This window comes from Paenibacillus sp. LC231 (assembly GCF_001860525.1).
GTDB lineage: Bacteria > Bacillota > Bacilli > Paenibacillales > Paenibacillaceae > Paenibacillus_AQ.
This window is the reverse complement of the sequence record NZ_JFOM01000010.1, coordinates 73193-98570: the sequence shown is the minus strand read 5'-3', so window position 1 is coordinate 98570 and position 25378 is coordinate 73193. Positions and strand designations below refer to the sequence as shown.

Annotated in this window: 21 protein-coding genes; 9 read left to right on the top strand and 12 right to left on the bottom strand. The window is 49.5% G+C overall.

Annotated features, from left to right (window positions below; genetic code table 11):
- The first annotated feature begins 202 nt into the window (after positions 1-202).
- A complete protein-coding gene (locus AK95_RS06600; protein WP_071219184.1) occupies positions 203-2221 on the top strand; it encodes a bifunctional diguanylate cyclase/phosphodiesterase in 2019 nt (672 codons plus the stop codon).
- 222 nt (positions 2222-2443) lie between these two features.
- Here the strand turns inward: AK95_RS06600 and AK95_RS06595 are convergent, their stop codons facing one another.
- Positions 2444-2764: a spore photoproduct lyase family protein gene (locus tag AK95_RS06595; RefSeq protein ID WP_481855815.1), complete on the bottom strand. Its 321-nt coding sequence runs from the start codon at positions 2762-2764 to the stop codon at positions 2444-2446.
- 167 nt (positions 2765-2931) lie between these two features.
- Here AK95_RS06595 and AK95_RS06590 point away from each other — a divergent pair, with 167 nt between their 5' ends.
- From AK95_RS06590 to AK95_RS06565, 6 genes are all read left to right on the top strand, one after another.
- Positions 2932-3684, top strand: coding sequence for a response regulator transcription factor (locus tag AK95_RS06590; RefSeq protein WP_071219183.1), 753 nt, complete (start codon positions 2932-2934; stop codon positions 3682-3684).
- Complete coding sequence (locus tag AK95_RS06585) at positions 3653-5302, top strand: sensor histidine kinase (protein WP_071219182.1); 1650 nt, start codon at positions 3653-3655, stop codon at positions 5300-5302. The genes AK95_RS06590 and AK95_RS06585 overlap by 32 nt, the downstream gene beginning before the upstream one ends.
- A gap of 204 nt (positions 5303-5506) precedes the next feature.
- On the top strand, positions 5507-7144 hold the full coding sequence (locus tag AK95_RS06580) for an extracellular solute-binding protein (protein ID WP_071219181.1): 1638 nt from the start codon (positions 5507-5509) through the stop codon (positions 7142-7144).
- A gap of 105 nt (positions 7145-7249) precedes the next feature.
- Complete coding sequence (locus AK95_RS06575; protein ID WP_083397542.1) at positions 7250-8200, top strand: ABC transporter permease; 951 nt, start codon at positions 7250-7252, stop codon at positions 8198-8200.
- A 10-nt stretch (positions 8201-8210) separates the two neighbouring features.
- Entirely contained in the window at positions 8211-9098 is an 888-nt protein-coding gene (locus AK95_RS06570; protein ID WP_071219180.1) for a carbohydrate ABC transporter permease, read from the top strand.
- 227 nt (positions 9099-9325) lie between these two features.
- Positions 9326-10489, top strand: coding sequence for a GntR family transcriptional regulator (locus tag AK95_RS06565; RefSeq protein ID WP_083397541.1), 1164 nt, complete (start codon positions 9326-9328; stop codon positions 10487-10489).
- Positions 10490-10692: 203 nt separating this feature from the next.
- Here the strand turns inward: AK95_RS06565 and AK95_RS06560 are convergent, their stop codons facing one another.
- Both AK95_RS06560 and AK95_RS06555 read right to left on the bottom strand, forming a co-directional pair.
- A complete protein-coding gene (locus AK95_RS06560; RefSeq protein WP_162487545.1) occupies positions 10693-11313 on the bottom strand; it encodes a glycosyltransferase family 2 protein in 621 nt (206 codons plus the stop codon).
- Entirely contained in the window at positions 11229-12584 is a 1356-nt protein-coding gene (locus AK95_RS06555; RefSeq protein WP_071219178.1) for a sodium-dependent transporter, read from the bottom strand. Before AK95_RS06555 ends, AK95_RS06560 begins: the two co-directional genes overlap by 85 nt.
- A gap of 330 nt (positions 12585-12914) precedes the next feature.
- On the opposite strand from AK95_RS06555, the gene AK95_RS06550 reads away from it, so the two are divergent.
- A complete protein-coding gene (locus tag AK95_RS06550; RefSeq protein WP_071219177.1) occupies positions 12915-13142 on the top strand; it encodes a DUF896 domain-containing protein in 228 nt (75 codons plus the stop codon).
- A gap of 121 nt (positions 13143-13263) precedes the next feature.
- Here AK95_RS06550 and AK95_RS06545 read toward each other — a convergent pair whose 3' ends face one another.
- From AK95_RS06545 to AK95_RS06540, 3 genes are read right to left on the bottom strand one after another with little or no spacing between them, the layout of a single operon-like run.
- Positions 13264-14559 carry a glycosyltransferase family 2 protein gene (locus tag AK95_RS06545; RefSeq protein ID WP_071219176.1) on the bottom strand — a complete coding sequence of 432 codons (1296 nt, stop codon included), beginning with the start codon at positions 14557-14559 and terminating at the stop codon, positions 13264-13266.
- A complete protein-coding gene (locus tag AK95_RS34465) occupies positions 14552-14695 on the bottom strand; it encodes a hypothetical protein (protein WP_201259361.1) in 144 nt (47 codons plus the stop codon). The genes AK95_RS06545 and AK95_RS34465 overlap by 8 nt, the downstream gene beginning before the upstream one ends.
- 44 nt (positions 14696-14739) lie before the next feature.
- A complete protein-coding gene (locus tag AK95_RS06540; RefSeq protein ID WP_071219175.1) occupies positions 14740-15615 on the bottom strand; it encodes a diguanylate cyclase domain-containing protein in 876 nt (291 codons plus the stop codon).
- A gap of 392 nt (positions 15616-16007) precedes the next feature.
- Here AK95_RS06540 and AK95_RS06535 point away from each other — a divergent pair, with 392 nt between their 5' ends.
- On the top strand, positions 16008-16907 hold the full coding sequence (locus AK95_RS06535) for a sigma-70 family RNA polymerase sigma factor (protein WP_071219174.1): 900 nt from the start codon (positions 16008-16010) through the stop codon (positions 16905-16907).
- Here the strand turns inward: AK95_RS06535 and AK95_RS06530 are convergent.
- The 6 genes from AK95_RS06530 to AK95_RS06500 all read right to left on the bottom strand — a co-directional run bounded on the left by AK95_RS06530 (position 16876) and on the right by AK95_RS06500 (position 25220).
- Positions 16876-17322 carry a carboxymuconolactone decarboxylase family protein gene (locus AK95_RS06530; RefSeq protein ID WP_071219173.1) on the bottom strand — a complete coding sequence of 149 codons (447 nt, stop codon included), beginning with the start codon at positions 17320-17322 and terminating at the stop codon, positions 16876-16878. The two genes, AK95_RS06535 and AK95_RS06530, sit on opposite strands and share 32 nt — an antisense overlap.
- Positions 17323-17535: 213 nt before the next feature.
- Positions 17536-19185: a DUF4179 domain-containing protein gene (locus AK95_RS06525; protein WP_071219172.1), complete on the bottom strand. Its 1650-nt coding sequence runs from the start codon at positions 19183-19185 to the stop codon at positions 17536-17538.
- Positions 19172-19705, bottom strand: a complete 534-nt coding sequence (locus AK95_RS06520; protein ID WP_071219171.1) for an RNA polymerase sigma factor — start codon at positions 19703-19705, stop codon at positions 19172-19174. The genes AK95_RS06525 and AK95_RS06520 overlap by 14 nt, the downstream gene beginning before the upstream one ends.
- 287 nt (positions 19706-19992) lie before the next feature.
- A complete protein-coding gene (locus tag AK95_RS06515; RefSeq protein WP_071219170.1) occupies positions 19993-22797 on the bottom strand; it encodes a glycoside hydrolase family 3 protein in 2805 nt (934 codons plus the stop codon).
- Positions 22798-23383: 586 nt separating this feature from the next.
- Positions 23384-24133 (bottom strand): Crp/Fnr family transcriptional regulator, encoded by a 750-nt coding sequence (locus AK95_RS06505; RefSeq protein WP_071219168.1) that lies wholly within the window; start codon positions 24131-24133, stop codon positions 23384-23386.
- Between the two features lie 22 nt (positions 24134-24155).
- The gene (locus tag AK95_RS06500) at positions 24156-25220 is read right to left on the bottom strand and encodes an FAD:protein FMN transferase (RefSeq protein WP_071219167.1); all 1065 of its coding nucleotides are present in this window, start codon (positions 25218-25220) and stop codon (positions 24156-24158) included.
- Positions 25221-25378: the final 158 nt, after the last annotated feature.

Genomic DNA, 25378 nt, shown 5'->3' with positions numbered 1-25378 from the left:
TGTGTTTGTCGAGAAATTGAATAGTTACTAAAGATATAATATGGATATGGTGATCGCTAGGAAGTAGCGGAAATAAAGATTGCTTTTTTTGGATATGCACCGGGGCGAGTCACCGTGAATTAATAGAAACGTTATCCGCTAGGAAACGTATGATCTTCATAGGACTTAAGAATTACATACAAAAGGGGTGTGTACAGCTCAGATGGACGGCAATTATAACTATTATATTGTTGGGCTCTCAATTGCGATTGCTATACTTGCTTCATACTCGGCTTTAAATATTACGTCCAAAATTTCGGATGCGAACGGCAATTCCAAATTTTTTTGGCTATTCGGCGGGGCCATGGTCATGGGAAGCGGCATTTGGTCCATGCATTTTGTCGGCATGCTGGCGATGCACATGAATATGAATGTGAGGTACGATGTCTTTCTGACCATCATGTCGATGCTCGTCAGCGTGGTTTCCTCCTTCATCGCGTTTTATATTACGATGCCCAAAAATATTAACTGGTTCAAAATCGCCATTGGCGGCTTCATTATGGGAAGCGGCATCGTTGCCATGCATTACATGGGAATGGAGGCCATGGTCATACATGCTGAAATTAGTTATGATCCCGGCATTTGGGTACTTTCCGCCATCATTGCATTGGTAGCCTCCTATGCGGCTTTATTATTGTTTCTCCGCTTTCGGAATCATCCCAAGTCCAGCTTTCTCAAGTGGGGTTCGGCGGTTGTCATGGGATTCGCCGTATGCGGGATGCATTATACAGGAATGAAAGCTGCACGGTTTGAGGCTCATGCCGGTATGCTTACGCAGCAGCCGCAGTCTGTGGATTTTCTGCTTCTGTATGGTGTAACGGTCGCGATTTTTGCCATCCTGCTGATTTCCTGGGGGGCGATGTTCTTTGATCGGCATGTGCTGGAAAAGCTGGCCTATCAGGATACGATCACGGGATTGCCTAATCGCAATGAAATGAATCGATTCTTCGAGACGAATTCCGAGACAGAGCAGATTACGATTCTGTTTCTGGATTTGGACCAATTTAAGGCGATCAACGATACGCTGGGTCACAATGTTGGGGATTTGCTGGTCCAAGAAGTAGGTAAGCGACTGCGTCAATTCATTGGAAACGGCCAGCAGGTATTCCGGATCGGTGGGGACGAATTTCTGATTATTCTGAAGCAAAGCGACCCCGTTTACGCCCAGCATTTAGCTGACGATATACTCCAACAAATAAAAAACGTGTACTATATTGACGGTAACGAGTTGTATGTGACGGTGAGTATCGGAATCAGCATCGGCTCCGTCCATAGCTCTGACCGTACGACGCTGCTCAAGAATGCGGATACCGCCATGTATAAAGCGAAGGGACTCGGCAAGAATCAACAGTGCCTCTATGACGAGGCGATGGGTCTTCAAGAGGTTCGCAAAATGGAGTTGGAAAAGGACCTGCAACGAGCGCTTGAACTGAAGGAGTTCTTCATTGTGTATCAACCCAAATGGAATGTGCAAAGTGATCGCTTGGTCGGATTCGAGGCGCTGCTTCGCTGGAAGCACCCCCGCTTAGGCGTGATATCCCCGCTTGAATTCATTCCGATTGCCGAAGAGACGGGGCTCGTTATACCGATGACCCGATGGACGCTTGAGGAAGCGTGCAAACAGTGCAGAATTTGGCAGGAGAGAGGGATTGTCCAGCCGGTCTCGGTGAATTTATCGGTTCGTTTATTCCATGGCGACAATCTGCTGGAGCTTATTCAGAACGTGCTGGATAAGGCGAATCTGGAACCTCGCTTATTAGAGCTTGAGATAGCGGAGTCCATGGTGCTGCACGATGTCAATGATATTATCCGCCAGCTTGGGAATATCAGGTCCCTGGGGGTTAAGGTCTCCATGGATGATTTCGGAACCGGCTATTCCTCGATTGGGCTCCTGGACCGGATTCCAATTGATGCTTTAAAGCTGGACCGACAGTTTACCAATGATTTGGACACGCCCAGCAAGCGTGCCATCGTTAACGCCATCGTTCTTATGGCAGAGAATTTGAATCTGGATGTCATTGCGGAAGGTGTAGAGAACAAGGAGCATATCGACTTTTTGACCGGACTTGGCTGCCATGTCATGCAGGGTTATTATTACGGAAAGCCGATGGATATCAATGAGATTAAGGTTTGGATGTACGAGCAAGATCACAAGAACGAAGAGATCGTGACCCTGCGATGAAAAATAGATACAGATCATATGAATAACGGGCACCGTGAGGTGTCCGTTATGTTGTTGAAGGAACATAATAAACCCTGCCTCGGGCCCCTCAAGTTTCTCTCATTAAACAAAATAGGCAATTTTCGCAAAAGGAAAATATTCTCTGATCCCCCTCTCGAACAACTGCTAGAAAACCCCGACGGTTGCGGCCTTATAAACATATTTGAACTTTCCGTATCTCCCTCATTTTAACTGCCGATCTTCCTTGTCCATATTCAGTATGGTTTTGGGGTAACGCTTTAAAATCGTGCTTTTGGCCGTTTTGGTAAAGCGGTGCTGAATGAGCTCGAACGTCAGATCTTTGACCTCCACATGGCTCAATCGCGCATGAGGCTTCTGTAACAAATGCCAATATCCCTCTTGCCATCCGTCATATTTGACGATTGGGGCAATGATGAAACCTAACGGATACCCGGCTTCGGCAATTTTGCCCGCTGCTTCAATTCGTTCATCGAAGGAAGAGGTACCCGGTTCAAAATAACGGATCACGTAATCGGCAATCATGCATTGTCGAAGGAAGCAAAAGGCTTGACGGCTGCGCAGTCTTAAACATGAATTTGAAAGCCCTTTCTTAAAACTGTGATATACTACGACAAAACAGGTATACCATTATAACAACCTATATTTCCCTATATCAGCCCCATACTTTCACCAGCAAAGGAGATTGTCTGATGTTTAATGTTCTTATTGTTGACGATGAGTCCATTCAAAGAGAAGGCATTAAGGATTTGATCTTTCAGTACCGCTTCCCCTTTCAGGTATTGGAAGCCGAGAACGGAATGAGTGCAAAGCGAATTCTGCTGCAAAACGCGATTGACATCCTGATCACCGACGTCAGAATGCCTCTTATGGACGGACTGGAACTGAGCAAGCAAGCCCGAAAGACCCAGCAGGATTTAAAAATTGTCATCTGCAGCGGGTATGACGAATTTGAGTATGCCCGAAGCGCTATCCGATTGGGCGTGGTAAATTACTTGCTCAAACCGCTTGTCAGGGAAGAGTTTCTGCAGGTGATGGAGGATATTACACAGATCAGTCCTTATGGCGGGGAGCTTGAACAGGTTACGATCGAATCGAAGGTCATCCGTCAGGTTAAAGACTATGTGAAGGATCATCACCAGGGGGATATTTCGTTGTCGGATGCCGCCGAGGATGTGTACCTGTCTCCGGGGTATTTGAGCATTTTATTTAAAAAAGAAACCGGGGAGAACTTCTCGAAGTATTTGACCGACTACCGCCTGCGGAGGGCAAGCTATCTACTGAAACACTCAAATATGAAAGTCAATGATATTGCAGGAGCGGTGGGTATCGACAACCACTCTTATTTTGCCAAGCTGTTCAAGAGCAAGTTCGGCGTAAGTCCATTACAATACAGAGAGTGCGGGGTGCTCCATGATCGGATGGATAAAGAGCAAGTTCAATGATATCCGGTTCCGCAACAAGCTGCTGTTGTCCCATCTCATCATTGCACTCATTCCGATTCTATTGCTAGGACTGCTCTCCTTCATCCAGTCCTACCGCATTCAGATGAAGGAATTACGGAGCGAAGCGGAAGCCAGCCTGGAACAGGTGGCCAACATAATGGACTATAAGATCAACCGGTACAATACGCTGAGCGAGTTCATGGTACTGAACCGGGAGTTATCGCAAATTTTCATTAAGGACTATGAAGAGAACTATTTTAATATGTACCTGGATTTCCGGGACATTCTGGAGCCATTGATCTCGAACATTCGGCTAATGGATGATGATATTGAGGCCATTACCTTTTATACATCCGGAGAACTGCTCGGGATTCGCGATAATATTTTGCCCATCGGGGAACTCAAGAGCAAGTCTTGGTACGATGGATTTCGCGGAAGGCGCTGGATTGTGGACGGGGAGAAGTTGTATCTCGTCCAGGAATTGATCAGCAATCCCAAGGACAGCAATTTCATGGTGATTTCCATTCAGCATGACAGCATCTTTGCGGATATGGACAAACTGTCGGAGCATGTAGCGGTTCATATCGAGGATGCTGAGCAGCGTGTGATTTTCAAGGAAAGGAAGGAGTCCGATGCTTCAGCCGATTTGGAGAGTGGGGAGACGGGCGGTCTGAACCTAAGCCGGTCGCTCGCGAATAATGGATGGACGATTCACTATAATCTGCTGAATACGAATGCATATGCAAATGCACTGGGTATTTTTCAAATTACGTTGTTTGTCATGATCCTCAGCTTGATCATTACATTTCTGCTCATTTATGTGATCTCCAACAACTTTACGCGTCGAATTATCCATATCAAGAACAAGGTAGACAAGGTGGAGCAGAATAACCTCGAGGTGATTATCCAGAGCTCATCTCGGGACGAGTTCGGCGAGTTGACCAATGGCATCGGCAAAATGCTGAAACGGATTAACAGTCTAATCTCCCAGGTGTATCAAGCGGAAATCGCCAAGAGGGAAAGCGAATATAACAAGCTGATTAATCAGATTAATCCGCACTTCCTATACAACACCCTCTCCTTTATTCGGTGGAGGGCCGAGAAGAAAGCGGATATCGAAACGAGTTATATGGTATCGGCATTGGCCCGGTTCTATAGAACGACGCTGAATCAGGGGAGACAGTTGGCTACGATCAAGGATGAGGTGCAGCACATCAAGGCTTATCTGGATTTGCAGCTTATCATGAACGATGGCCGATTTGACGTGGATTACCATATCGATGAAGAAGTATTAGATACCGAGATCATTCATTTTATTCTGCAGCCGATCGTGGAGAATGCCATCAAGCACGGTTTTGTGGAGACTGGAGGGGCAGATTACCACATTCATATTGGGGTTAGCCGGGTCGAAGGGGGCATGAAACTTATCGTCAGCGATAACGGGGTGGGCATGACTCCCGCGCAGGCGGCGAGGCTGCTGGCCGGGGAGAGCGGCGGCTGCGGCGTTCGGAACGTGAACGACCGGATCAAGCTGTATTACGGACTGGATTACGGACTCGATATTCATAGCGAACCAGGCAGCGGAACGGAAGTATCCATGGTTATTCCGGCCTGCTGAACAGCGAGCGTTATTCCATCCATTATCCATCGTGTTGATAATGAAAGCGGTGTGCTGAGGCAGCCGCTTTTTTGGGGTTTGAAGTTGAGAACAAGGAAGGTCATGAAAAAAGTGATACATATCCAAAAAATGTTGCATATACGCCAATTATGAAACCGCATACAATTTGGTTATCAACAAAACGAGAGAAAAGGGGATGACAGGATGAACAAGCGTAAAAAGATGGCTTCGCTGCTGCTCGGGTGCATGATGCTGACTGTATTCAGCGGCTGCGGCGGGAGCGCTGGGGACAGCGCACAGCCGCAAATTTCAGAACAGGACTTTGAGCCTTACGGGAAATACGAAACGCCGGTGGAATTTACGATCGGCCGGAATACCAATCATGTGAACAACCTGCCTCCCGGCGATACGATTGAGGACAATTTGGCTACCCGCTATGTGGAAGACCGGGTGAACGTAAAAGCTAAGGTGGCTTGGGAGACGGACGATATGGATCAGAAGCTGTCGCTGTCGATGACAACGGGCGATCTGCCGGATGTGATGCTGGTCAGCCGCGATATCTTCAACCAGCTGGTGGATAACGACCTGATTGCCGATATGACGGAGGTGTACGAGAAGACCGCATCCGACGGCGTCAAGAATATCTACGCTTCTTATGGCGACTTGCTGCTGGACCAAGTCAAGGTGGACGGTAAAATCATGGGCCTTCCGATGACGAATATCGGAAACCAGCACCAACTGCTGTGGGTACGGAAGGACTGGGTGGATAAAGTCGGCGCACAGATGCCGGAATCCGTTGAGGATGTATGGAATCTCGCCAGAACGTTCGTAGAGAAGGACGCCTCGGGAACAGGCAAAACGGTTGGGATGGTGATGGATGCCAATGCCATGAACTTTACACCCGTTTTTGCTGCACGCGGTGCTTTTCCAATGAATTGGATCGAGAAGGATGGCCAGGTTGTGTATGGATCGGTTCAGCCCGAGATGAAGCAAGCGTTGGCGGAGCTGAGCGCGATGTACAAAGAAGGTCTGATTGATAAACAGTTCGCCGTCAGAACGAATGAAGAGAAGGAAGCGCTTGTGATCAACGGGCAGGCAGGGATACTGTTTAACCCATGGTGGATCGGCTACACCAACTACAAGGATTCCATCAAGCAGGATCCCGATGCTGTCTGGGTTGCTATATCAGCACCCGTGGATGAGAACGGCAAGTTCAAGACCATCCGTCAGGATCCGGTGGGCGGCGGTATCGTCGTAGTCAAGAAGGATTTCGCCCATCCCGAAGCGATCATGAAATCGGTCAATCTAACAACGGATTTCCTGTACTCCTTAACGGATGATGCGGTCAATTATAAGAAAGAGCACCCCGATGAGATGCTGACAGACGCAAGCCGCTGGAATAATGATCCGACACAAATTCCGATGCAAGTGGATTATGACGATGTGTTGAAACGTTATTACGAGGATCTGATGAAGGCGGATGAATCCGGTGATGCTTCCTCCGTGCAGGAAGATCGGGTGGTGTCCTTCAAGGCGTATCAGGAATTCAAGGAAAAAGGAAATGCCATCGACGTGAACACATACGGCGAATACCTCTCCCGTATTGAAGGCCAGCGCGAAGCGAACAATCCGAATCTGGAAGTGATTCCTGCCGGCTTCTATGGAACCACCGAGACGATGAAGCTGAAGTGGGCTAACCTCCAAAAGCTCGAAGAGGAGACCATATTGAAAATTATTATGGGACAAGCTCCCGTTGATGAATTCGATAAGTTCGTGGACACCTGGAAGCGTACCGGAGGCGATGAGATTACGGAAGAGGTCAACGAGATGGGCAGCAGATAAAGATAGCATGGGCCTTGGCGCGGAGGGCTATGGTGGTCAGCCGCGCGGGCTTTTTTATTCGATAAGGCTTGTCCTGACAGGGACATGATGGAGGTGAAGCGGACGATGGCGCAAGTGGAAACAACCGTCAATCAAGAGCTGGAAGTACGATACCGGAGGAAAAAGAAACGTAAAACCTTTGACGAAATGACCTATCATGCGATGCTGCTGCCTGGCATGGCCATGCTGTTCATTTTCTCGATTGTGCCGATGTTCGGGGTGGTCATGGCTTTTCAGAAGTTCATCCCCGCGAAAGGAATACTCGGTTCCGCATGGGCAGGTCTCGACAATTTCACGTATATGTTTCAATTGCCGGATGCCAAGCAGATCTTCGTCAATACGCTGGTCATCGCGGTCGGGAAGATTGTTCTCGGATTGATTGTGCCGATTGTATTCGCCTTGCTGCTTAATGAGGTGCGTCTGAAGCTTTTCAAAAGCACGATTCAAACCATTGTGTATTTGCCGCATTTTATGTCATGGGTGGTCCTGGGCACGATGCTGACCATGATCTTTTCCTTTGACGGCATGATTAACAATTTCCTTGAGTTTCTGGGGCTGGAGCGGATCATGTTTCTGGCAAGCAACGACTGGTTCAGGCCGCTGCTCATCGTGACGGATACCTGGAAGGAATTCGGTTACGGGACGATTGTGTATTTGGCTGCATTGACGGCGATTAATCCGGCTTTGTATGAATCCGCCGCAATGGACGGCGCAAGCCGCTGGAAGCAGACCCTGAATATCACGCTGCCGGGCATGTTTCCGACGATCATCCTGCTGGGCACGCTGAGTCTCGGCAATGTGCTCAATGCGGGATTTGACCAGGTGTTCAACCTGTATAATCCGCTGGTCTACGAGACGGGTGATATTATCGATACATTTGTGTACCGCATGGGTCTGATCAATATGCAGTATTCATTTGCAACCGCGATTGGACTGATGAAGTCGGTTATCAGCTTTGTACTGATCGTGATTTCCTACAGGCTGGCATCGAGGTATGCGGGGTACAGAATTTTCTAGGAGGGTTAGCATGATTCAATCGAAAACATTAGGATCCAGGCTATCCCGCCTGATGATTATGTTCGCTTTGGTGCTCATTACGTTTGTGTCGCTGGCCCCCATCGTCAACACGATCATGGTATCCGTCAGCAGCAGTACGGCCGTTAATGCAGGACGCGTCTATTTCTTCCCGGTGGAGCTGAACTTCTCTTCCTACGGGCAGATCCTGAACGACGCGAAGTTTTGGAAGGCCTTTCTTATATCGGTGGAGCGGGTGCTGCTTGGGGGTGCGATCAACATGATTCTGACCATCCTCATGGCGTATCCGCTGTCGCGGAGCGTCACGCAGTTCCGATCGAGAAACAAATACATGTGGATTATCGTGTTTACCATGCTCTTCAGTGGAGGAATCGTCCCCTGGTATATGGTGATCAGCAAGCTGGGGTTGATCAACAGCATCTGGGCGCTGGTTCTGCCGGGTGCGGTTCCTGTCTTCAACGTGATTCTCCTGATGAACTTCTTCAAGGGCATTCCGAAGGAGCTGGAGGAGGCTGCATTCATAGACGGTGCCGGTCCGCTGAAAATCCTGCTCAAGATCTTCATCCCGATCTCCATGCCCAGTCTGGCGACCATTACGCTGTTTGTCATCGTCGGTCACTGGAACAATTTTTTTGACGGGATCATCCTGATCAATGACAGCGAGAAAATACCGCTTCAGACCTATCTCCAGCAGCTCAGCCTGACGCGCGACCAGATGCAGAATCTCTCGGTCGAACAGCTTCAGCAGTTCAATAAAATCTCCAACACGACCCTGAACTCTGCCAAAATTCTGGTCTCCATGATTCCAATTCTGCTCATCTATCCATTTTTGCAGCGTTATTTAATCCACGGAATCGTCCTGGGGGCCGTGAAGGAATAGTTCAATACACGGAGTAGGTATCGACAGGGAACAGCGCTATTGCATGAATCTTTCGGAGCGAAAGATCATACGGCGCTGTTTTGTCATGTATGGGATTGTTTAGAGGGGAATGATGATCTGATTATTTATGTAAGCGGTTATCCGCGCAACATGGACAAATTAAACATATCATGTTATATTGTTATATGAATTAGCATGTTTTGGAGTGCCGTTGGAGGGATATCAATTTGAAAGATGCAGCTTCCGCAAAGCCGATGTATGAACAGATTTTTAACGAGATGAAGCGAAAGATTTCCACACATATTTTCCGCATTGGCGATAAAGTTCCTTCGGAGAAGGAACTCGCGGACGAATACGGAGTTAGTCGAATTACAAGCAAGAAGGCATTAGATATGCTGGCGGCTGAAGGCGTGATTGTGCGTAAACCGGGCAAGGGATCCTTCGTAGCTGACCCGGATGAGCCCGTGGCACAGAGGGAATCATTTTCCTCAGAAGGCGGAGTTGTCAGAGCAGCTAGCCAAGAGAAGATGATCGGTCTTGTCATTACAGATTTTTCTTCAAGCTACGGAACACGCCTTGTCTACAGCATGGAGCAGTATTCGAGGGAGAATGACTGTTTTCTGGTACTGCGCAGAACGTTTGGAGACCAGGATAATGAGGAATTATCCATTCAGAAGCTGCGCAATCTCGGCGTGAACGGTCTCATCGTGTTTCCCGCTCAGGGGGAATATTTCAATGCCGAAATATTGAAGCTGGTCATTGCCCGTTTTCCGCTTGTTCTGATTGATCGCAAGCTGAAGGGAGTAGCAGCGGCTTCCATCAGTACAGATAATCTGGGAGCAGCCGTTCAGGTAGTGGAGCATTTATTTGATTTGGGACACCGTTATATATCCCTGCTGTCTCCTCCGCCGAGGGACACGACAGCGGTTGAAGAGCGGATTGAAGGGTTCGTGCAGGCTCATGCCGCCCGGGGCATCGCGTTTGATAAGGAGATCTGGATTAGTGACGTGACGGCCACTTTGCCCAATGCCTTCCATGAGAGCAATATTGAACGGGAAATCCAGCGGATCGTGCAGCACTTGCAGGATAACCCGGCGATTACTGCCTTTTTTGCGATCGAATATAACATTGCATTGCTGGCCAAGGTAGCTGCAGAGCGCCTCGGTTTGCGGGTACCGGAGGATTTATCCATCGTATGCTTTGACAGTCCGCAGCTGAATATCGGTGAGGGCTATTTGTTTACCCATATGCGGCAGAACGAGGAAGAAATGGGGAGGCTGGCGATTGAGACGGTACTTGGCATCATGAATCACGATGATGTAGCAGTCGAGAAGCGATTGCCTGCGGAATTGGTGGTTGGAGCATCTACCGGTCCTGTAAAGAGTCAGTGAGAGTGATATATTTGTATTCTTGTCCGCTATAGATATACATGAACAAACCATGCGCTCGGGTAAATGCGAGCGCATGGTTTGTTGTTTTTCTTTTGAATGGATAACTGCTTCATTATTCAAGTAGAGATCGCAGTTAATATGATATAGCATTTCGTTTTTATATATTTACTCAAAGCGGTGTTTCTTTGCCATTCGCTTCACATTTATTTTTCTACTTCAATATCGCTCAAATGAATAGCTCTTGTATGCTTTGTAGGGTTCCAATTCACGTTCTTCATCGTAATGAGTGACCAAAGGAACAGCGGGACGTATGTCAGATTGAAAAAGTACAGGTACGCATAGCCCCGAATGAGGCTTACTTTATTGTTCGAGTCGAGAAACTGTGCGTATCCTACGTAAATGAATTGGAATACCAAGCACATCATCCAAACTTGCCAAGGAATCAAATGATGAGCATCTAATAAGTCGGTAGCCATAGACATGAGAACAAGGAGACCTGTTGCTGCACTCAAAACAATTTTGCCAGGATTAATAAGGTACATAAAACCATCAAAAGCTTTGAAGTCCAGCTTGCTAATGAATCTCCAAATTAATTTGTGAGCGTATTTGAAGCAGACATCCCAATGCCCTCTTGCCCATCGGAGACGCTGAATGCAGGAAGATTTGAAGCTTTCCGGCTTTTCATCGTACACGCGCGCAAAGTGACACCATGTGGCGATGAGATTGCCTTGGCTGCCAATTAATCGAACTTGATCACGCCCGTGGTATGGAGCAGCACCAGTAATACGAGAACCGGCGCGATATAACGGAGCATGAACAGCCATACCCGGAACCAGCCGGCTTTAAGGCCTGCCGCATCTGCCGCTCTCTTCCAGAAGTACCCTGCAAAGATAGTGGTGATCAGACCCCCGAGCGGAAGCAGAATGTTCGATGTGACGAAATCCAGCCAGTCAAAGAAGTTTTTGCCGCCGATATCGGTAAGTCCGGGTACGATGCCGAATGACAACGCGGAGGGTAGACCGACCAGCATAACCAGCGCGCCGATGACCAATACAGCTTTGGTACGTCCCCAATTCCAGCGGTCCATGACATAAGAGGTTGGGACCTCCAGCAATGAGACGGAAGAGGTTAAGGCGGCGATGGCTAGAAGTATGAAGAACAATCCCCCGAAAAAAGAACCCAGCGGCATGGCCGAGAAGGCAGCCGGTAAGGCAATGAAGACGAGAGAAGGGCCGGCATTTGGCTCGATCCCGAAGGAAGCGGTTGTCGGGAATATAATAAGCCCGGCAATAAACGCATAAATCAGGTCGCCCGCGCCGATGGCGAGGGTTGCCGGACCTAGCGATTGCCGCTTATCCACATAAGCGCCGTAGGTCAACAGAATCCCCATCCCAAGCGAGAGGGAGAAGAAGGCATGTCCCAACGCGACCAGCGCCGCTTCCGGGCTCAGCTTCGAGAAATCAGGATTTAAGAAGAAGGATACGCCTTCGCCGGCTCCAGGCAAGGTTACCGCGCGGATCATTAATACGATCAACAGAATGATCAGGCCCGGGATCAGAACCTTGTTGAATTTTTCGATTCCTCCGGAGATGCCTTTAGCTACCACCCATCCTGTGATCGCAATAGCGACGATTTGCCATATAATCGGCATGTAACCTTCCGTAAACGCAGTAAATTGGCCACCGAAATCGGTGTTGTTGTACAGATTGCCGCTAAATGACATGACCGCATAATGAAGCGTCCAGCCTGCCACAATGACATAGAAGGTCAGAATGAGAAATGGTGCAATAACCTGGAGCAATCCCAGGTGCCCGAAGGCTTTCGGTCCGCCCGCTTTGACAAAGGAAGTTGCAGCACTCCCGCGGCCAGCTCGTCCAATGGCGAGTTCTGCCAACAGGACAGGCAAACCGATCACGATAAGGCAGACGATAAAGAGCAGGAAGAATGCTGCGCCGCCATGTTCTCCCGTAATGTAAGGGAACTTCCACATGTTTCCGAGGCCGACAGAGCTCCCGATTGCGGCCAGAATAAATCCAGCAGAGGAAAACCGATCATTTTTTCCTGTTGAAGCTGGGTTGTTGAGCTGAGATTTCATAGATGTTCCCCCAGTTGATTAAAGTTAAGTTCCTCTATTATATTTCATGTTCAGTCAGAAAGGCATAAGTAATTTTTCCTAAGGAATCAGAACCCGTATTTTTATTATGCTGCGAACGCAAAGTTTTCAATACTAACATTAACCACGATTTGTAAATAAATAAACCTTAAACACCAAGTTTAAGGAAGTGAAGAGACTTTGGGTAGGGAAAAAATCACAAATGCGCCTGTCGATAATGAATGCTGGCAGGGGTAGACAAATATCTTGGTTTATTATATCTTTATATTAAGATAACTGTTTGATCAAAATCATATGGAAAAGAGGGATATCATGATTCAAAGCTTAACCCGGATTAATGAATTGGCTAAAAAACAGCGGGAGGGCACACTCACTGCTGCGGAAAAAGCCGAACAGCAAGTTTTACGCACGGACTATCTGCGTGAAATTCGCGGACAGGTGCTAAGCACCTTTTCGGGATTAAGCATCGTGGATCCCGCCGGAAATGATGTGACACCTGCGAAACTTCGTAATGAGCAGAAAAAGCTGAGAGAAAATTAAAGTTTCGGTGACTGTGTAACGCCCTTACACAATAAACATAATGAAACAAGAAGAAAGGGTTCGCCATGTATCATGGTAATCCCTTTCTTCTTATTTTAAACGTAGATACGTGGGGACTCTCCTATCCAAACCGCTCCGTCTTATACCATTTGGACTCCCTGCCCGTGATTTTATCCACGATCATGGAGTAGAAGGCCTTAACGGATATAACAAGAAACAGCTGGGCGTAGGTGAAGTACGACACGCAGGATAGAATGAAGTTGCGTGTGTTGCTCTGGCCGATGTCCGTTGCGAGCGCCAGGTTAATCTGCAGGACGTAGATGTAATACATTAAGGCCCAGGCAATAATGAGATACATATAGACATCGCCCTCAAACCTGAAGGGAGAGACGACGGCCGGATTAAACAGCGCGATGATCTGATACACAATATTGGTCACAAAAATAATATCCGAGATGATGATGGCAATCATAAACCAGAAGTAACTGGCCGCATAATACAGCACATGCAGCTTAATCCGCCAGCTTGTCCGATCGAACAGATGATGAATGTTATCCGTGACGACGCTGTAGTTGCCTTTGGCCCAGCGTTCACGCTGCTTCATGTACACCTTCAGGTCCTCGGGCTCTTGCTGATAAGCTTCGGCTTGGGGTGCCAGCGCAATCAGCTGGCCTCTTGTCAGGATCTCGAACGAAATTGCGGTATCTTCGGTGATCGCATGCTCATCCCATCCGCCGATGTCCTGAATGAGCGCGGTTTTCACGATAAAGTTCGTGCCGGGAATGGTACCCAGCTTAAACAGCTGCCATAACCCGGTATGATGCACGCGCTGAATGGTCACCAGCTCCAGATTGATACAGCGGGACAGAAAATTCTGTCCGCGGTTCCGGGCCTTGTTGCGGCCGAAGACGGCCCCGTAGCGTTCGGGCTGCTCCATCGCTTTCTGCGTCAGGAATAATAGCGCATTTTTCTCGGGTGCGGCATCCGCGTCGTAGACACAGATCCATTCGCCTGTTGCCTGCTTGAGCGCATCGTTCAGGGCGCCTGATTTGCCGCCGGTTCCGGTTCTCTCCAGAATAAGAAAATCGCGGTCCCGGTAATGTTCATTGGCTTTCAGCGCCATTAAGCGCTCGACCGTATGATCCTTGCAATTGTCGGCGATGACAATCACCTGCATTTTGTGATGCGGGTAATTCATCTGCAGAATGTGCTCTACCGTTGCCTGGATGACCAATTCCTCGTTATGCGCGGGCACCATGACCGTCACGGTGGGGAAATCCTCCAGATTGCTCGGATTCACCAGCTTCTGCCGGTTTTGTTTATGAATGAACACGATGGCCCCGGCCATGATAATGATCGATTCCAGCACGGCAATCCATATACTGATAATGGAGATGACCAGGAAAAAGTCAGTCACTGAACTTCCCCCGATCGTATTTTCGTTTGACTTTCGAACGGAAGCTTAAGGTGGAAATCGTCAGAATGATGATGGCTATGGAGAACACGATGCTGACCCCGATGCACAGAGGGATAAACCAGTTGGTATACGACATCGGCTGCAAGCCTCCTTTTGATTGATGGTGGCAACTTAACTTGATTAAATATATTCCCCGATGAGGTCGGTTTCGGTATTCCGTTCTAATGCAGAGATGACGTCATCGATATTTTCGTATCGGCTGAATTGCTCCTTCTGGAACACAAGGCCGCCGGCGCGGACTACAAGCTTGAGGGACATGCCTTTCTTGTCACGGAAGGGCACGTTCATCATGGCGACTTTGATGCGGTCCATGAGGCTTTTGAGGTACTCCGGCTTGGTGAGCGGGCACAGAATGATAAAGCGTCCTTCTCCAATAGAGAATTTATAGTCCTCGTAACGAATCTGCTTCTGAATCGTGCTCGACAGTTCCATAATCAGCTTGGCAAAACGGTGTGATCCGACAGACTCCCTGGTCAGGGGGAGAAAATCGAGCTTAAACATCATGATGCAGAAGCTGTACTGATCCGCATACCGATTGGCCAGATTGGCTTGTTTCACCAGCGTATCTGCGAAGGCATCCTTGCTGCCAAGAGAGGTGTCGATATCAATATCCGGATTTGTTTTTCTTAATTGCTCGAGACGTCGGATAAACCTGCGGCTTCGCACCAGAGCCAGTTTGATGAAGATGGCAACGGCAGTATTGGCGGGCAGCAGCAGAATCCAGGACAGCGTGAGCGCATTGACCGGGGCCAGCGTGGATAACCATACGAAATAAGTGACCAGATACACAAAAGCAGCCACCGTCGACACGCCTACCGGAAGAAAGAAGCCGATCAATAAGGCGGCCAGTGTACCAACGCTGAACAGGAATTCCGTGAAAGTAAAACTTTGATTTACATAGATGTTCCAGAATATGAACAACTGCTGGACCACGGCGAGAGCAATCAGCAGAAAATATCCGAATTCGACGCGACGTAAAGGAGTGGATTTTTTCATGTTTTACCTACTTTCTAAACTCTTCAACCTTTTATCGCTGTAGTTAGGCCATTCCATATGTTATTTAAAAAATACCCAAATGTCGATAGATTTATCGAACGTTATCATATTGTTCAAATTGGATAACGGATGTAGTGTCCATTGACCCTGGAATTCTCCTGTTCAACTGACCCTTCCAGGAATCAGGATATATAGGATAGAGTAGAAGGAGGGCTTTGGTACACTAGTTAGAAAAGAGTTCTCCTCTAATCATACCACTTGTTATGAATCTAGAACGGATTCTGGTGATAAGCCCTATAATGCGTCCTGACGTCACAGGCGGTATTGCTCATTTGTCTTATAAGTGGTGTAGCTTTCATGCCGAAAATATACAGAGTAAGAAGGTGTGTCCGATGCTATTGGATCAAATCTATACCGAATACAAGCCGATGATGTTCGGCCTGGCTTATCGGATGCTGGGGAGCGCGGCGGATGCGGAGGACATCGTGCAGGACGTTTTTTCCCAATTCGTGCAGATGGATCGGGGAGAAGTGCTGAACGAGAAAGCGTATTTGGCCCAAATGACAACGAACCGCTGCATCAACCTGTTGAAATCGTCCAGACGCCAGCGCGAAACGTATACCGGTCCCTGGCTCCCGGAGCCGATGCCGGATTATGACATGCTGACGCGGTCCGATCCTGCGGAACGCCGCGAAACGATTGGTTACGCCTACCTGGTGCTGCTTCAGCGGTTAACGCCGCTGGAGCGTGCCATTTATATCGCCAAGGATACGCTGGGTCTTGAATACCCGATCATAGCGGAGATGCTTGGAAAGACGGAGATCAGCTGCCGCAAAACCTTCAGCCGTGCCAAGCTGAAAATGGGGCAGGCGACGGAAAGGCCTAATGGAGAAACCGCCCGGACGGAAACACAGGAACGCTTCGTTGAAGCATTCCTGCGGGCATCCGATATGGGCAATTTTAAGCCACTGCTGTCTTTCCTGAAGGAAGAGGTTACGCTGCTATCGGATGGCGGCGGCAAAGCGAAGGCTGCCATTAATCCGATACTGGGCGTGGAGCGGGTACGAGCATTTTTCGAGGGGTTATCTGCCAAAGGCTCGTTTCGGGAAGGGTTTGAACCCGTCTCCGTAAACGGAGAGCCCGGGTTATTGCTGAAGCGGGACGGCAGGGTCTCCATGGTGCTGACGGTAGCGTGGGAACCCGACTTATCCCGCATCAGCCAGATTTTTCTTGTGGTGAATCCGGATAAATTGCAGCTGTTTAATCAAAACAGCCCGGGAACAGTCCTGTAGCGACACCGATCCGGTTCCAGGCATTGATCGTTGTAATCGCCATGACCAGATCGACGAATTGTTTCTCGTCAAAATGCTTGCGGACGCGTTCGTATACCTCGTCCGGAACGCCGGCCTCGGACAGCTTGGTCACGCACTCCGTCAGTTCGATGACAGCCCGTTCTTCGTCTGAATATATCGGGACTTCGCGCCACATGGGCAGAAGGAGGAGGCGGTCCACGCTTTCGCCCATGGAGAGCAGATCCTTGGAATGCATATCAACGCAGAAGGAGCAGCCGTTGATCTGGGATGCCCTGAGCTTAATGATTTCGTACAGCTTGTGATCGAGTCCGCATTTTTGGGCCGCTTGCTCCAGGGCAAGCAGGGTTTTGAAGGCTTCAGGATTGGCTGATCGGTAATTCATTCGCAGTTCCATGTTCAGTTCCCCTTTACGCATGATTTTGGATGTTCACCCATATGACAGTTAGCCGTGCAGAATTGTGACATGTTCAAACGGAAAAAAGAAAGAAACCCTCAAAAGGTGGAGAACGGAAGACCGAAAAAGGAACAGCGCTTCTTGGCAGAAGCGCCGTTCCGGGTACTGTTTATGTCCATCCAGAGGGTTTCTTTATCGTTTATTCCGTATATGTTATTTTCCGGCCTTAAGCGGAACGCGCAAGACATCGTCCCGCTTATGGGTGGTATAGTTCCAAATATAAACCTCGAGCTCGGTCTTGTCGAAATTCTTATACACGTCCATATGTTTATTGCTGTCATCACCGAGCAGGCCGATCATGGCCGGCATGCCATAATTTCGGTCTTCGCCGTCAAGATAATAGGTTTGGTTGACGCCGCCGAACGTCGGGTCGGAGCTGAAGGATTCCACATATAGATTATTGTCCTTCATGTAATAGGTCCATGTGATCGGATAACCTGCAATGCTGGACGTTAAGCTTTGATGCTCAGCCGAAATATCGGTCAACCGGATCGGACTCTGGTCACCCGCGAATTCGTCGACGCGGTGCTTGGCGATCAGAGACACGGGTCGGTTCGCCAGAGAGGCTGCATCCAGTCCGGTCATTTCAAAGCGCAGCTCCGTCTTCTTGGAATGGCCGGGCACATGCCAAATGCTGCCGCTTAACAGCGTCCCGCCTACATCCAGTTGATAATCCATGTAAGGAACACGGGTATACTTTTCTTCATGGGTCAGGATCAGTCGGACTTGGGTCGGCGTAACAATCATTTCATGGAGTTTTGTTCCTCCAGGAACTTGATCAACAGGGATATTCAGAGATTCTTTAAATGTGCCGTTGTCCATTTGCTTCTTGGACAAGGCCATATTTAAGCTCCAAGTGCCGTCCGCGGTTTCAAGCGTGCGATCGTAAGCTAGCTGGAAGTTCGTACCCTCAGAACGTAGGGAGTCAGACTTGAATATTTGCTGACTCATGTATTCTCCGGAGACTGCCGGGGTTCCAAAAGTAGGGGGTTTAACCTCCTTAATCATCTCTTTCTTGTCATCGATAGCCTGAATTCGTACCCAGCTTCTGCTATTCATTTCGGGATCCGTAAATGTAATGGCCGATTGGAGCAGGACATTTCCTTCGGCTTGTTCGAAAGATTGCAGGGTCACGCTGCCGATGCCATCCTTCTGAATGGGGAATGCCTGCGTATTCGGGTCTTGTGGGTCGTAGTTGATCGACTGTTTTCCCTCACCAGTAAAATGGATATTCTCCATCATAAACTCGACATCCGCGATCTGGCCTTGAGCAACCCAATCGGTCTCAAAATACCCCTGGAATACGCCTGCATCCTCATTCCACTGATGGGAATAACGGCCCTCGATGGAATGGCCCTCCTTATCTTTAAGTCCAATATGATCAAAGGCTACTTGCTCGCCAGCTCGTGATGAACCTGGATCCAGACTGTAGAGCAGGAACGTTCGGTTCTCATCGATAAACGCCGTGTGCACCGTTAAGGTGATGCCATCCTTTGTAACGGATTGCTCAATCGTTTGGCCAAGCCCCTGCTCCAATGCAGTCTGGATACCGGCCCTGTAAGACAGAAGATTGGACCAATCATAGTTCAGGGCTGCATAGACCGGCGTTGCCATCAAGGCGACGGATATCCCGGTGATGATTGCAATCCGTTTTCGTCTGCGCGGACGAAGCGGAACCGATTCACCTCCGGCCACCTTCAGTTCATTCTGCTGGATACTGCTCCACATCCGGTCAAAATCAGGATAAGACACGTTGTTCGCCGTTTTCATCTGGTTTTTCAAATTGTCCTCAAAACGTTCCAAATTGGTTCTCTCCCTTCAGCCAGAAGCCGTTATGGTGTTCAAGCTTTTTGCGCATGATTTTCAATGCTTTGTGAAGCCTTGATTTAACCGTCCCGACGGGAATCTTCAGCGTTTCGGCGATTTCCGCCAACGACAGCTCACCGATATAGCGGAGCGTGACAACGGCCATCAGCTTGTCCGGAAGCTGCCGCAGCAGTTTCTCCCATTCCGCCGCAGCTGCTTTTTCCAATACGATGGTATCTACGGATTTAACCGATGCCGTGGTCTGCTCGTGGAGCCGCTCGACCTGGCTTTGCTTGTCTCGCTGGGTCTGATTCCTTCTAAGCAGGTTCAAGCAATGATTCATCGCGATGCGCATGATCCAGGCGCGTGTATGTTCAACACTTCTCCAATCCTGACGAAATACGGTGACGAATACATCGTGGCAGAGGTCTTCCGCATCTTGGGCGTTCCTCAGCATGTAGTAGCAGGTGCGGTACACATCCTTGTTATAAGAATCGAATAGCTCGCGTTCCGTCAATCCAAGGCACTCCTTTCTTCGCGTTATGTCTAATAAACAAATGACCCTAGGAAAGGGTTCATCTTTTTTTCTGTCGTAAGTAACGAAGGTCTGAGTCCGTCTCTGTAACGGTTCATGATTTAATTGATTTCATTCTAACAAAAAAAGAACATCTGCCCCGGTATAAAAAGAAGGGCGGATGTTCTATAGAACATCGGTAAGTATAGAAGACGCTGACAGAAAGGCGCAATGGAATCTCGCGACTAAGCAAACTTATATATGAGTCATCGATAAGATATGAGTTATCGCTAAGCTATGCGGAACCAGCTAATCTGTACTTCGCCTTTCATGGTAAGAAAGACGTCAGTACGTCCTGTTAATCCCGTCAGTTCGGCCTGGACTGTCGTCCAGGCTTGGCGCCCTCCGGTCGGCAGAACCTTGCAGCTTCCAGCTGCAGGACCATCCGGGCTGCCAGTCGTAATGACGATTTCGCCGCCCTTGATATGTCCGCTCACCCTTGCTTGGAACGTTACCGAAGCGTTGCCGAGATCTACGTCATGGAAAGCGATCCAGCCCATTTCGCCGGTTAAGCGGATGCTTTCGCCGCCTTCACGGCATTCATCCAGGAAGACACCCTGGTAATCGTCATAATTCACCGCTCGAACAGGCTCGCGCAGCGTGCGTGGAGGGATCGTCTCCCCTTCAACTTGAAGGGCTGCGGTGACCGGCAATTGGCTGGAGGACGGTCCAGCCATGAGCGTATAGGTTCCCTTTTCAACGCAATAGCGATCCCGGGTGACATCCCAGAAGGCCAGATCCTCCGCTTTGAGCTCAAAGCTAACCGTTTCCGAAGCGCCCGGGGCCAGGTGGATGCGGCGGAAGCCTTTCAACGTTTTGAGAGGACGGACGACGCGGGAGGAATCAGCTTTTACATACAGCTGAACCACCTCATCCCCGGCCAGCTGACTCTCATTTCTCACGGCAACGGTGACGGTTACGCTGCCTTCCGCCGTGATTTCCGACTGGCTTAGCGACAGATCGCTGTAATGGAAGCGGGCATAGCTGAGACCATGACCGAACGGATACAGCACATCCCCGTCGAAATATTGATAGGTCCGCTTCCCTTTGATGATGTCGTAATCCATGAGGTCCGGAAGCTGTTCGGTCGACTTGTACCACGTCATGTTTAAGCGCCCGCCCGGATTGTAATCTCCGTACAGAACGTCGGCAACCGCATGGCCCAGCTCCTGCCCGGCGTGAGATGTGAAGAGGATGGATGGCACATGCTCCTGTTCCCAGTTCACGGCGAACGGATACCCGCCTACGATGACAACCACCGTATTGGGATTAGCTTCGTACACCGCCTGAATTAAGGCTTGCTGGGCGGGCGGGAGCGTAATGTCGGGACGGTCGATCGTTTCCTTGCCGTTAATGAACGGACTGTTCCCCACGAATACCAGGGCGGTTTCAGCCGATGCTGCCGCTGCGACGGCTTCAGCGATGCCGTCCTGAACCGTCTCGATGGCAAATGGCGTTCCCGTATTCTCGGTGCCGCCAACGACAAGCCGTCCATGCTCATCCAACAGAATCGGTTTGCCTTCCCAATTCTTCAACATAAAGCTTCCATCCGGTAACGCTTCAAAGCTGAATGCCTCTTTCACGAACCAGCCGCGAGCCTCGTCAGCCGTTGCGTGCAGTCCCGTTTCGGTTTCGGTTACGAATTTTCCGCTGCTGACAAGTCGGAGCGTGACGGAGCCCCAGCCCCAGTCGTTCCGCTCGAACACCGCTGCATTGGTAGATTCAGCCGTGTTTGCAAGCAGCCGGCCATTCTCTTCCGAAGATAGGGCGACATATTGGCCGCTAACAGCAGAACGAAGACGTACCTGATCTAATCCCGTATGAAAATGGACGCTGCGGTCCTGCAGTTTCTCCTGCACGCCCTGAAGCGGCGTAATCCGGTATGGAGGCGTGCCGCTGTACCAATCCGTAAATGCTTCGTTAGCCAGGGGCCCGATGACAGCAGCGGATTTCAACTGATCGCGCTGAAGGGGCAGTAATCCGTCGTTTTTCAGCAGCACGATCGATTCCCGGGCGGCCCGCAGAGATAGTTCGGCATGCTCGGACGCGCAGAGCTTTGTCTCCGGAACATGGCTGTAAGGATTCCGTTCTTCCGGATCGAACTCGCCGAGACGGAACCGGACACGGAAAGAATTGCGGATGGCGTGATCGAGATCCTGCTCTTCCAATAACCCTTGCTCCAATGCGTCACGGAGCGCGCGGAAGGAGATGTCCTGGTCGTCGGTGATGCTGTCGATTCCGGCTTTAACGGAGCCGGCAACGGCCTCTGCATAGGAAGAGACATAATGATGGTCCATAACGGTGCCCAGAACGTCACCCGCGTCTCCAACCACGAATCCGTCCATGCCCCATTCCTGTTTGACGATATCGTTTACTTCATGGTTCAGGTTGCACGGCGTGCCGTTGATGCCGTTATATGCTGTCATCATGGAACCGGCTTTCCCTTCCCGGAACGGTGCCTCGAAAGCCTTCAGATAATACTCGCGCTTGTTTCTCGGATCGATGCTTACCGAGGCGCTGCCGCGGTCAACTTCGTTGTTATTGCCGTAGAAGTGTTTCAGCGTAGCTACGGTTTTATAGTAGAAGGGATGGTCTCCCTGCATGCCCTTCACAAGCTCGGTGGCGAGTTCCCCGGTCAGATGCGGGTCTTCCCCGTAGGCTTCTTCCGTGCGTCCCCAGCGAGGGTCGCGTTCCAGATCCACCGTGGGCGCCCAGATAGTCAATCCGTTGATGGCCCGGTCGCGCTGGTAATAGACGCGGGCTTCCTCCGCGATGACGGATCCGATCTCCCGCATTAGCTCGGGATTCCAGGTGCACGCAAGCCCGGTATTTTGCGGGAACACGGTCGCTTCGCCAAGCCATGCCACGCCGTGAGCGCCTTCGGTGCCATGTTTATATTTTTGCACGCCGAGACGGGGGATTTCCGCCTGGTATTGGCACATTAATTCGATTTTCTCGTCCAAGGTAAATCGGGATACAAGATCGTTAACCCGTTCTTCCAGCGGAAGATCCGGATTCTGAAATGGATATTTCATGGAGCAAAACCTCATTTCTATGCATAGTTGGAATGGAAACGCTCTCAGTTATACATGCGATAAATTCATGCTTCTCTTATTTCGGTTAGTCCAATATCATCATAGCGCGCACAGCGGAGTTGTAATACACCGAGAATTAGCGCAGTTTTCATGTGGAAATTTCGAATTCGAAGACAAAAATGAAGAGCTCAACCAATTAATGAGCATTTTAGATTCCGTTTCGTATACGAGATCGCCGCGATCGTTTTTCAGCAGAAACATAAGAAATGACGGGGGTCCTACGTTTGCATTCATTATTTTTTACCGTGATCGTGACGGAGAAATGAATGATTATTTTTTGGATATGAATCAAGGGGGCTATGTTTTAAGGGGAGGAAAGAAAATGTATAAGATGGTCTATAGGGAAAAGGAGGTTTTTGATCAGCTATCTACATGGCTTTTTGAAAAAGCTGTTAGAATGCTTGTAAACTAGAAGCTGAAAAAAATGAACCGCGGAATGAACGCATGAAATATGAAACCTCTCCGATGAAAAGGGATGCTTAAGCGACTTTCGTTTCTTCGTGAGAGGTTTCTTCTCATTTGTCCGTTACATTCGGCAAATCGCTCGGGGACAGTCCTCACAGTGGCAAATATTCCTTAAATAGTCGGGATCATTCAGAACGATGCGTCCCCGTTCGGTAGAAATCACGCCAAGATCCTTAAGCTCGTTCAATATCCGGTTAACGCTTTCACGGGTAGAACCAATCATCTCCGCCATTTCCAGATTCGTAATCCGCTTGCCGATGATGGCTCGTGTTTCCTTGTTTGTCCCGCTCGTCCCGTACATATTGTACAGCCGCAGCAGCAGAGAGCACAGGGCGCCGGATTTACCATGCAGCAGCAGGTCGCGTAATTTGCTTTGCGCGGTGCGCTGCATGAGTGCCATCCAGCCCATATACTCCACGGCAAAGTCACCGTTGGTCCGGATGACTTTATCCAGTTCTGTCTGCGGCACAATTCCGACTTCACTATCCTCCAAGGCTTTGGATTCGAATTGATGAACAGCTCGTCCGAATGGATCGGGTTCACCGAACAGATCGCCGGGGATGTGAAGCGATAAGGTGGCCGACGATCCGTCTTCCAGCAGCTTGGATACCTTCAGGCTTCCACGGTTTACAAAGTACAGCCGGTCTGCAGGATCATTCTCCTGGTATAGATAATCACCTGCAAACAAACGGACAGGCTCGGCCAATTCCCGGATCAGAGCGAGATGCGGTTGTGAATAGACGGAGGAAGTGCCTGCTGGAAACAGCCCTCCATCCCATGCATCGGATCTTACAGCACGATTCTGTTTCATACCATCTTCTCCTTCCATAAGTTTATTCGGCAAGCTGGTAATCGCCATTGGTCAGTTTAAATGTTTGGGTCAGACCTGAGGTGAGATAGATTTGATGATCGGTGGTGACGAAAATAGCTTCGGCATCACCGCGGCTCTCCACCAGTTTCCGCCCTTCCGTTAGTCCAAGCGAGAAGACGGAGGTCGACATGGCGTCAGCGTCCATGGATGTGTCGGTCACAATGGTAACGCTGAGCAGGTCATTATCGACCGGATAACCGGTGAAAGGGCTCAGGATATGATGATACACTTTTCCCTCTGCTTCAAAGAAACGCTCGTACACGCCGGAGGTCACGATGGTCTTATTGATGACTTCAAGCGTACCCAGGGATTGCCCGCGATCTTTACCAGGATCCTGGATGCCGATATTCCAAGGCGAACCGTTCGGTTTCGATCCCATGGCAAGGATGTTACCCCCAAGGTCGATGATGGCCGAATGGAAGTCCTGCTGCTGCAAATAATCTGCGATGACGTCCGCCGCATACCCTTTGGCGATGGCCCCCAGATCCAGCGACATTCCTTCTTTCTTCAGCAGGATGGCATGGGATGCCGGTTTTAAAATGACATCCTTATAGTTCATTCGCTGCATGGCAGAATCCAGCTCATCCTCTTCCGGCACAGCGGGGTGTTCACCGCCAATGCCCCATAGGTCTACGAGCGGACCTATGGTCGGTTCGAAATGTCCACCTGAAGCCGCTGCGTAATCGATGGCGGTTTGGACAACCTTGAAGGTTTCCTCGGATACGCTCACTTCGGATTTGCCCGCCGCTTGATTGACCCGATCGATCTCGCTGCCCGCCAGCTGCCGGTTCATGCGTTGGTCGATACGCTCCAGCAGTGCGCCTACCTCATCGAAATGCTGGGACGTCATCCGTTCATCGTAAACGCGGAGACTTACAATGGTATCGAATATAAAGTAACGTTCGGTTGCCGGCTCGTTACTGGCGGCTACCTTCTGATCTGCTGTAGTTGTGCAGCCAATCGATCCCGTCATCAACAGGGTGAGCATGATCAACAGGCTGCTGTAGGAAAGAAGCTTCCTATACATGACAGTGCCTCCTCTTTTCAGTTCTGGTGCTGTTCTAAATCGAATTCCGATGATCCCAGCGTATCAGACCCGTACCTTGCTGAATGTGAGAAAAATCATTTCTGGCACTTGGTGCAGCCCTGATAATGAAGATAAGCAAAGCGAAGTGGAGAGATGCT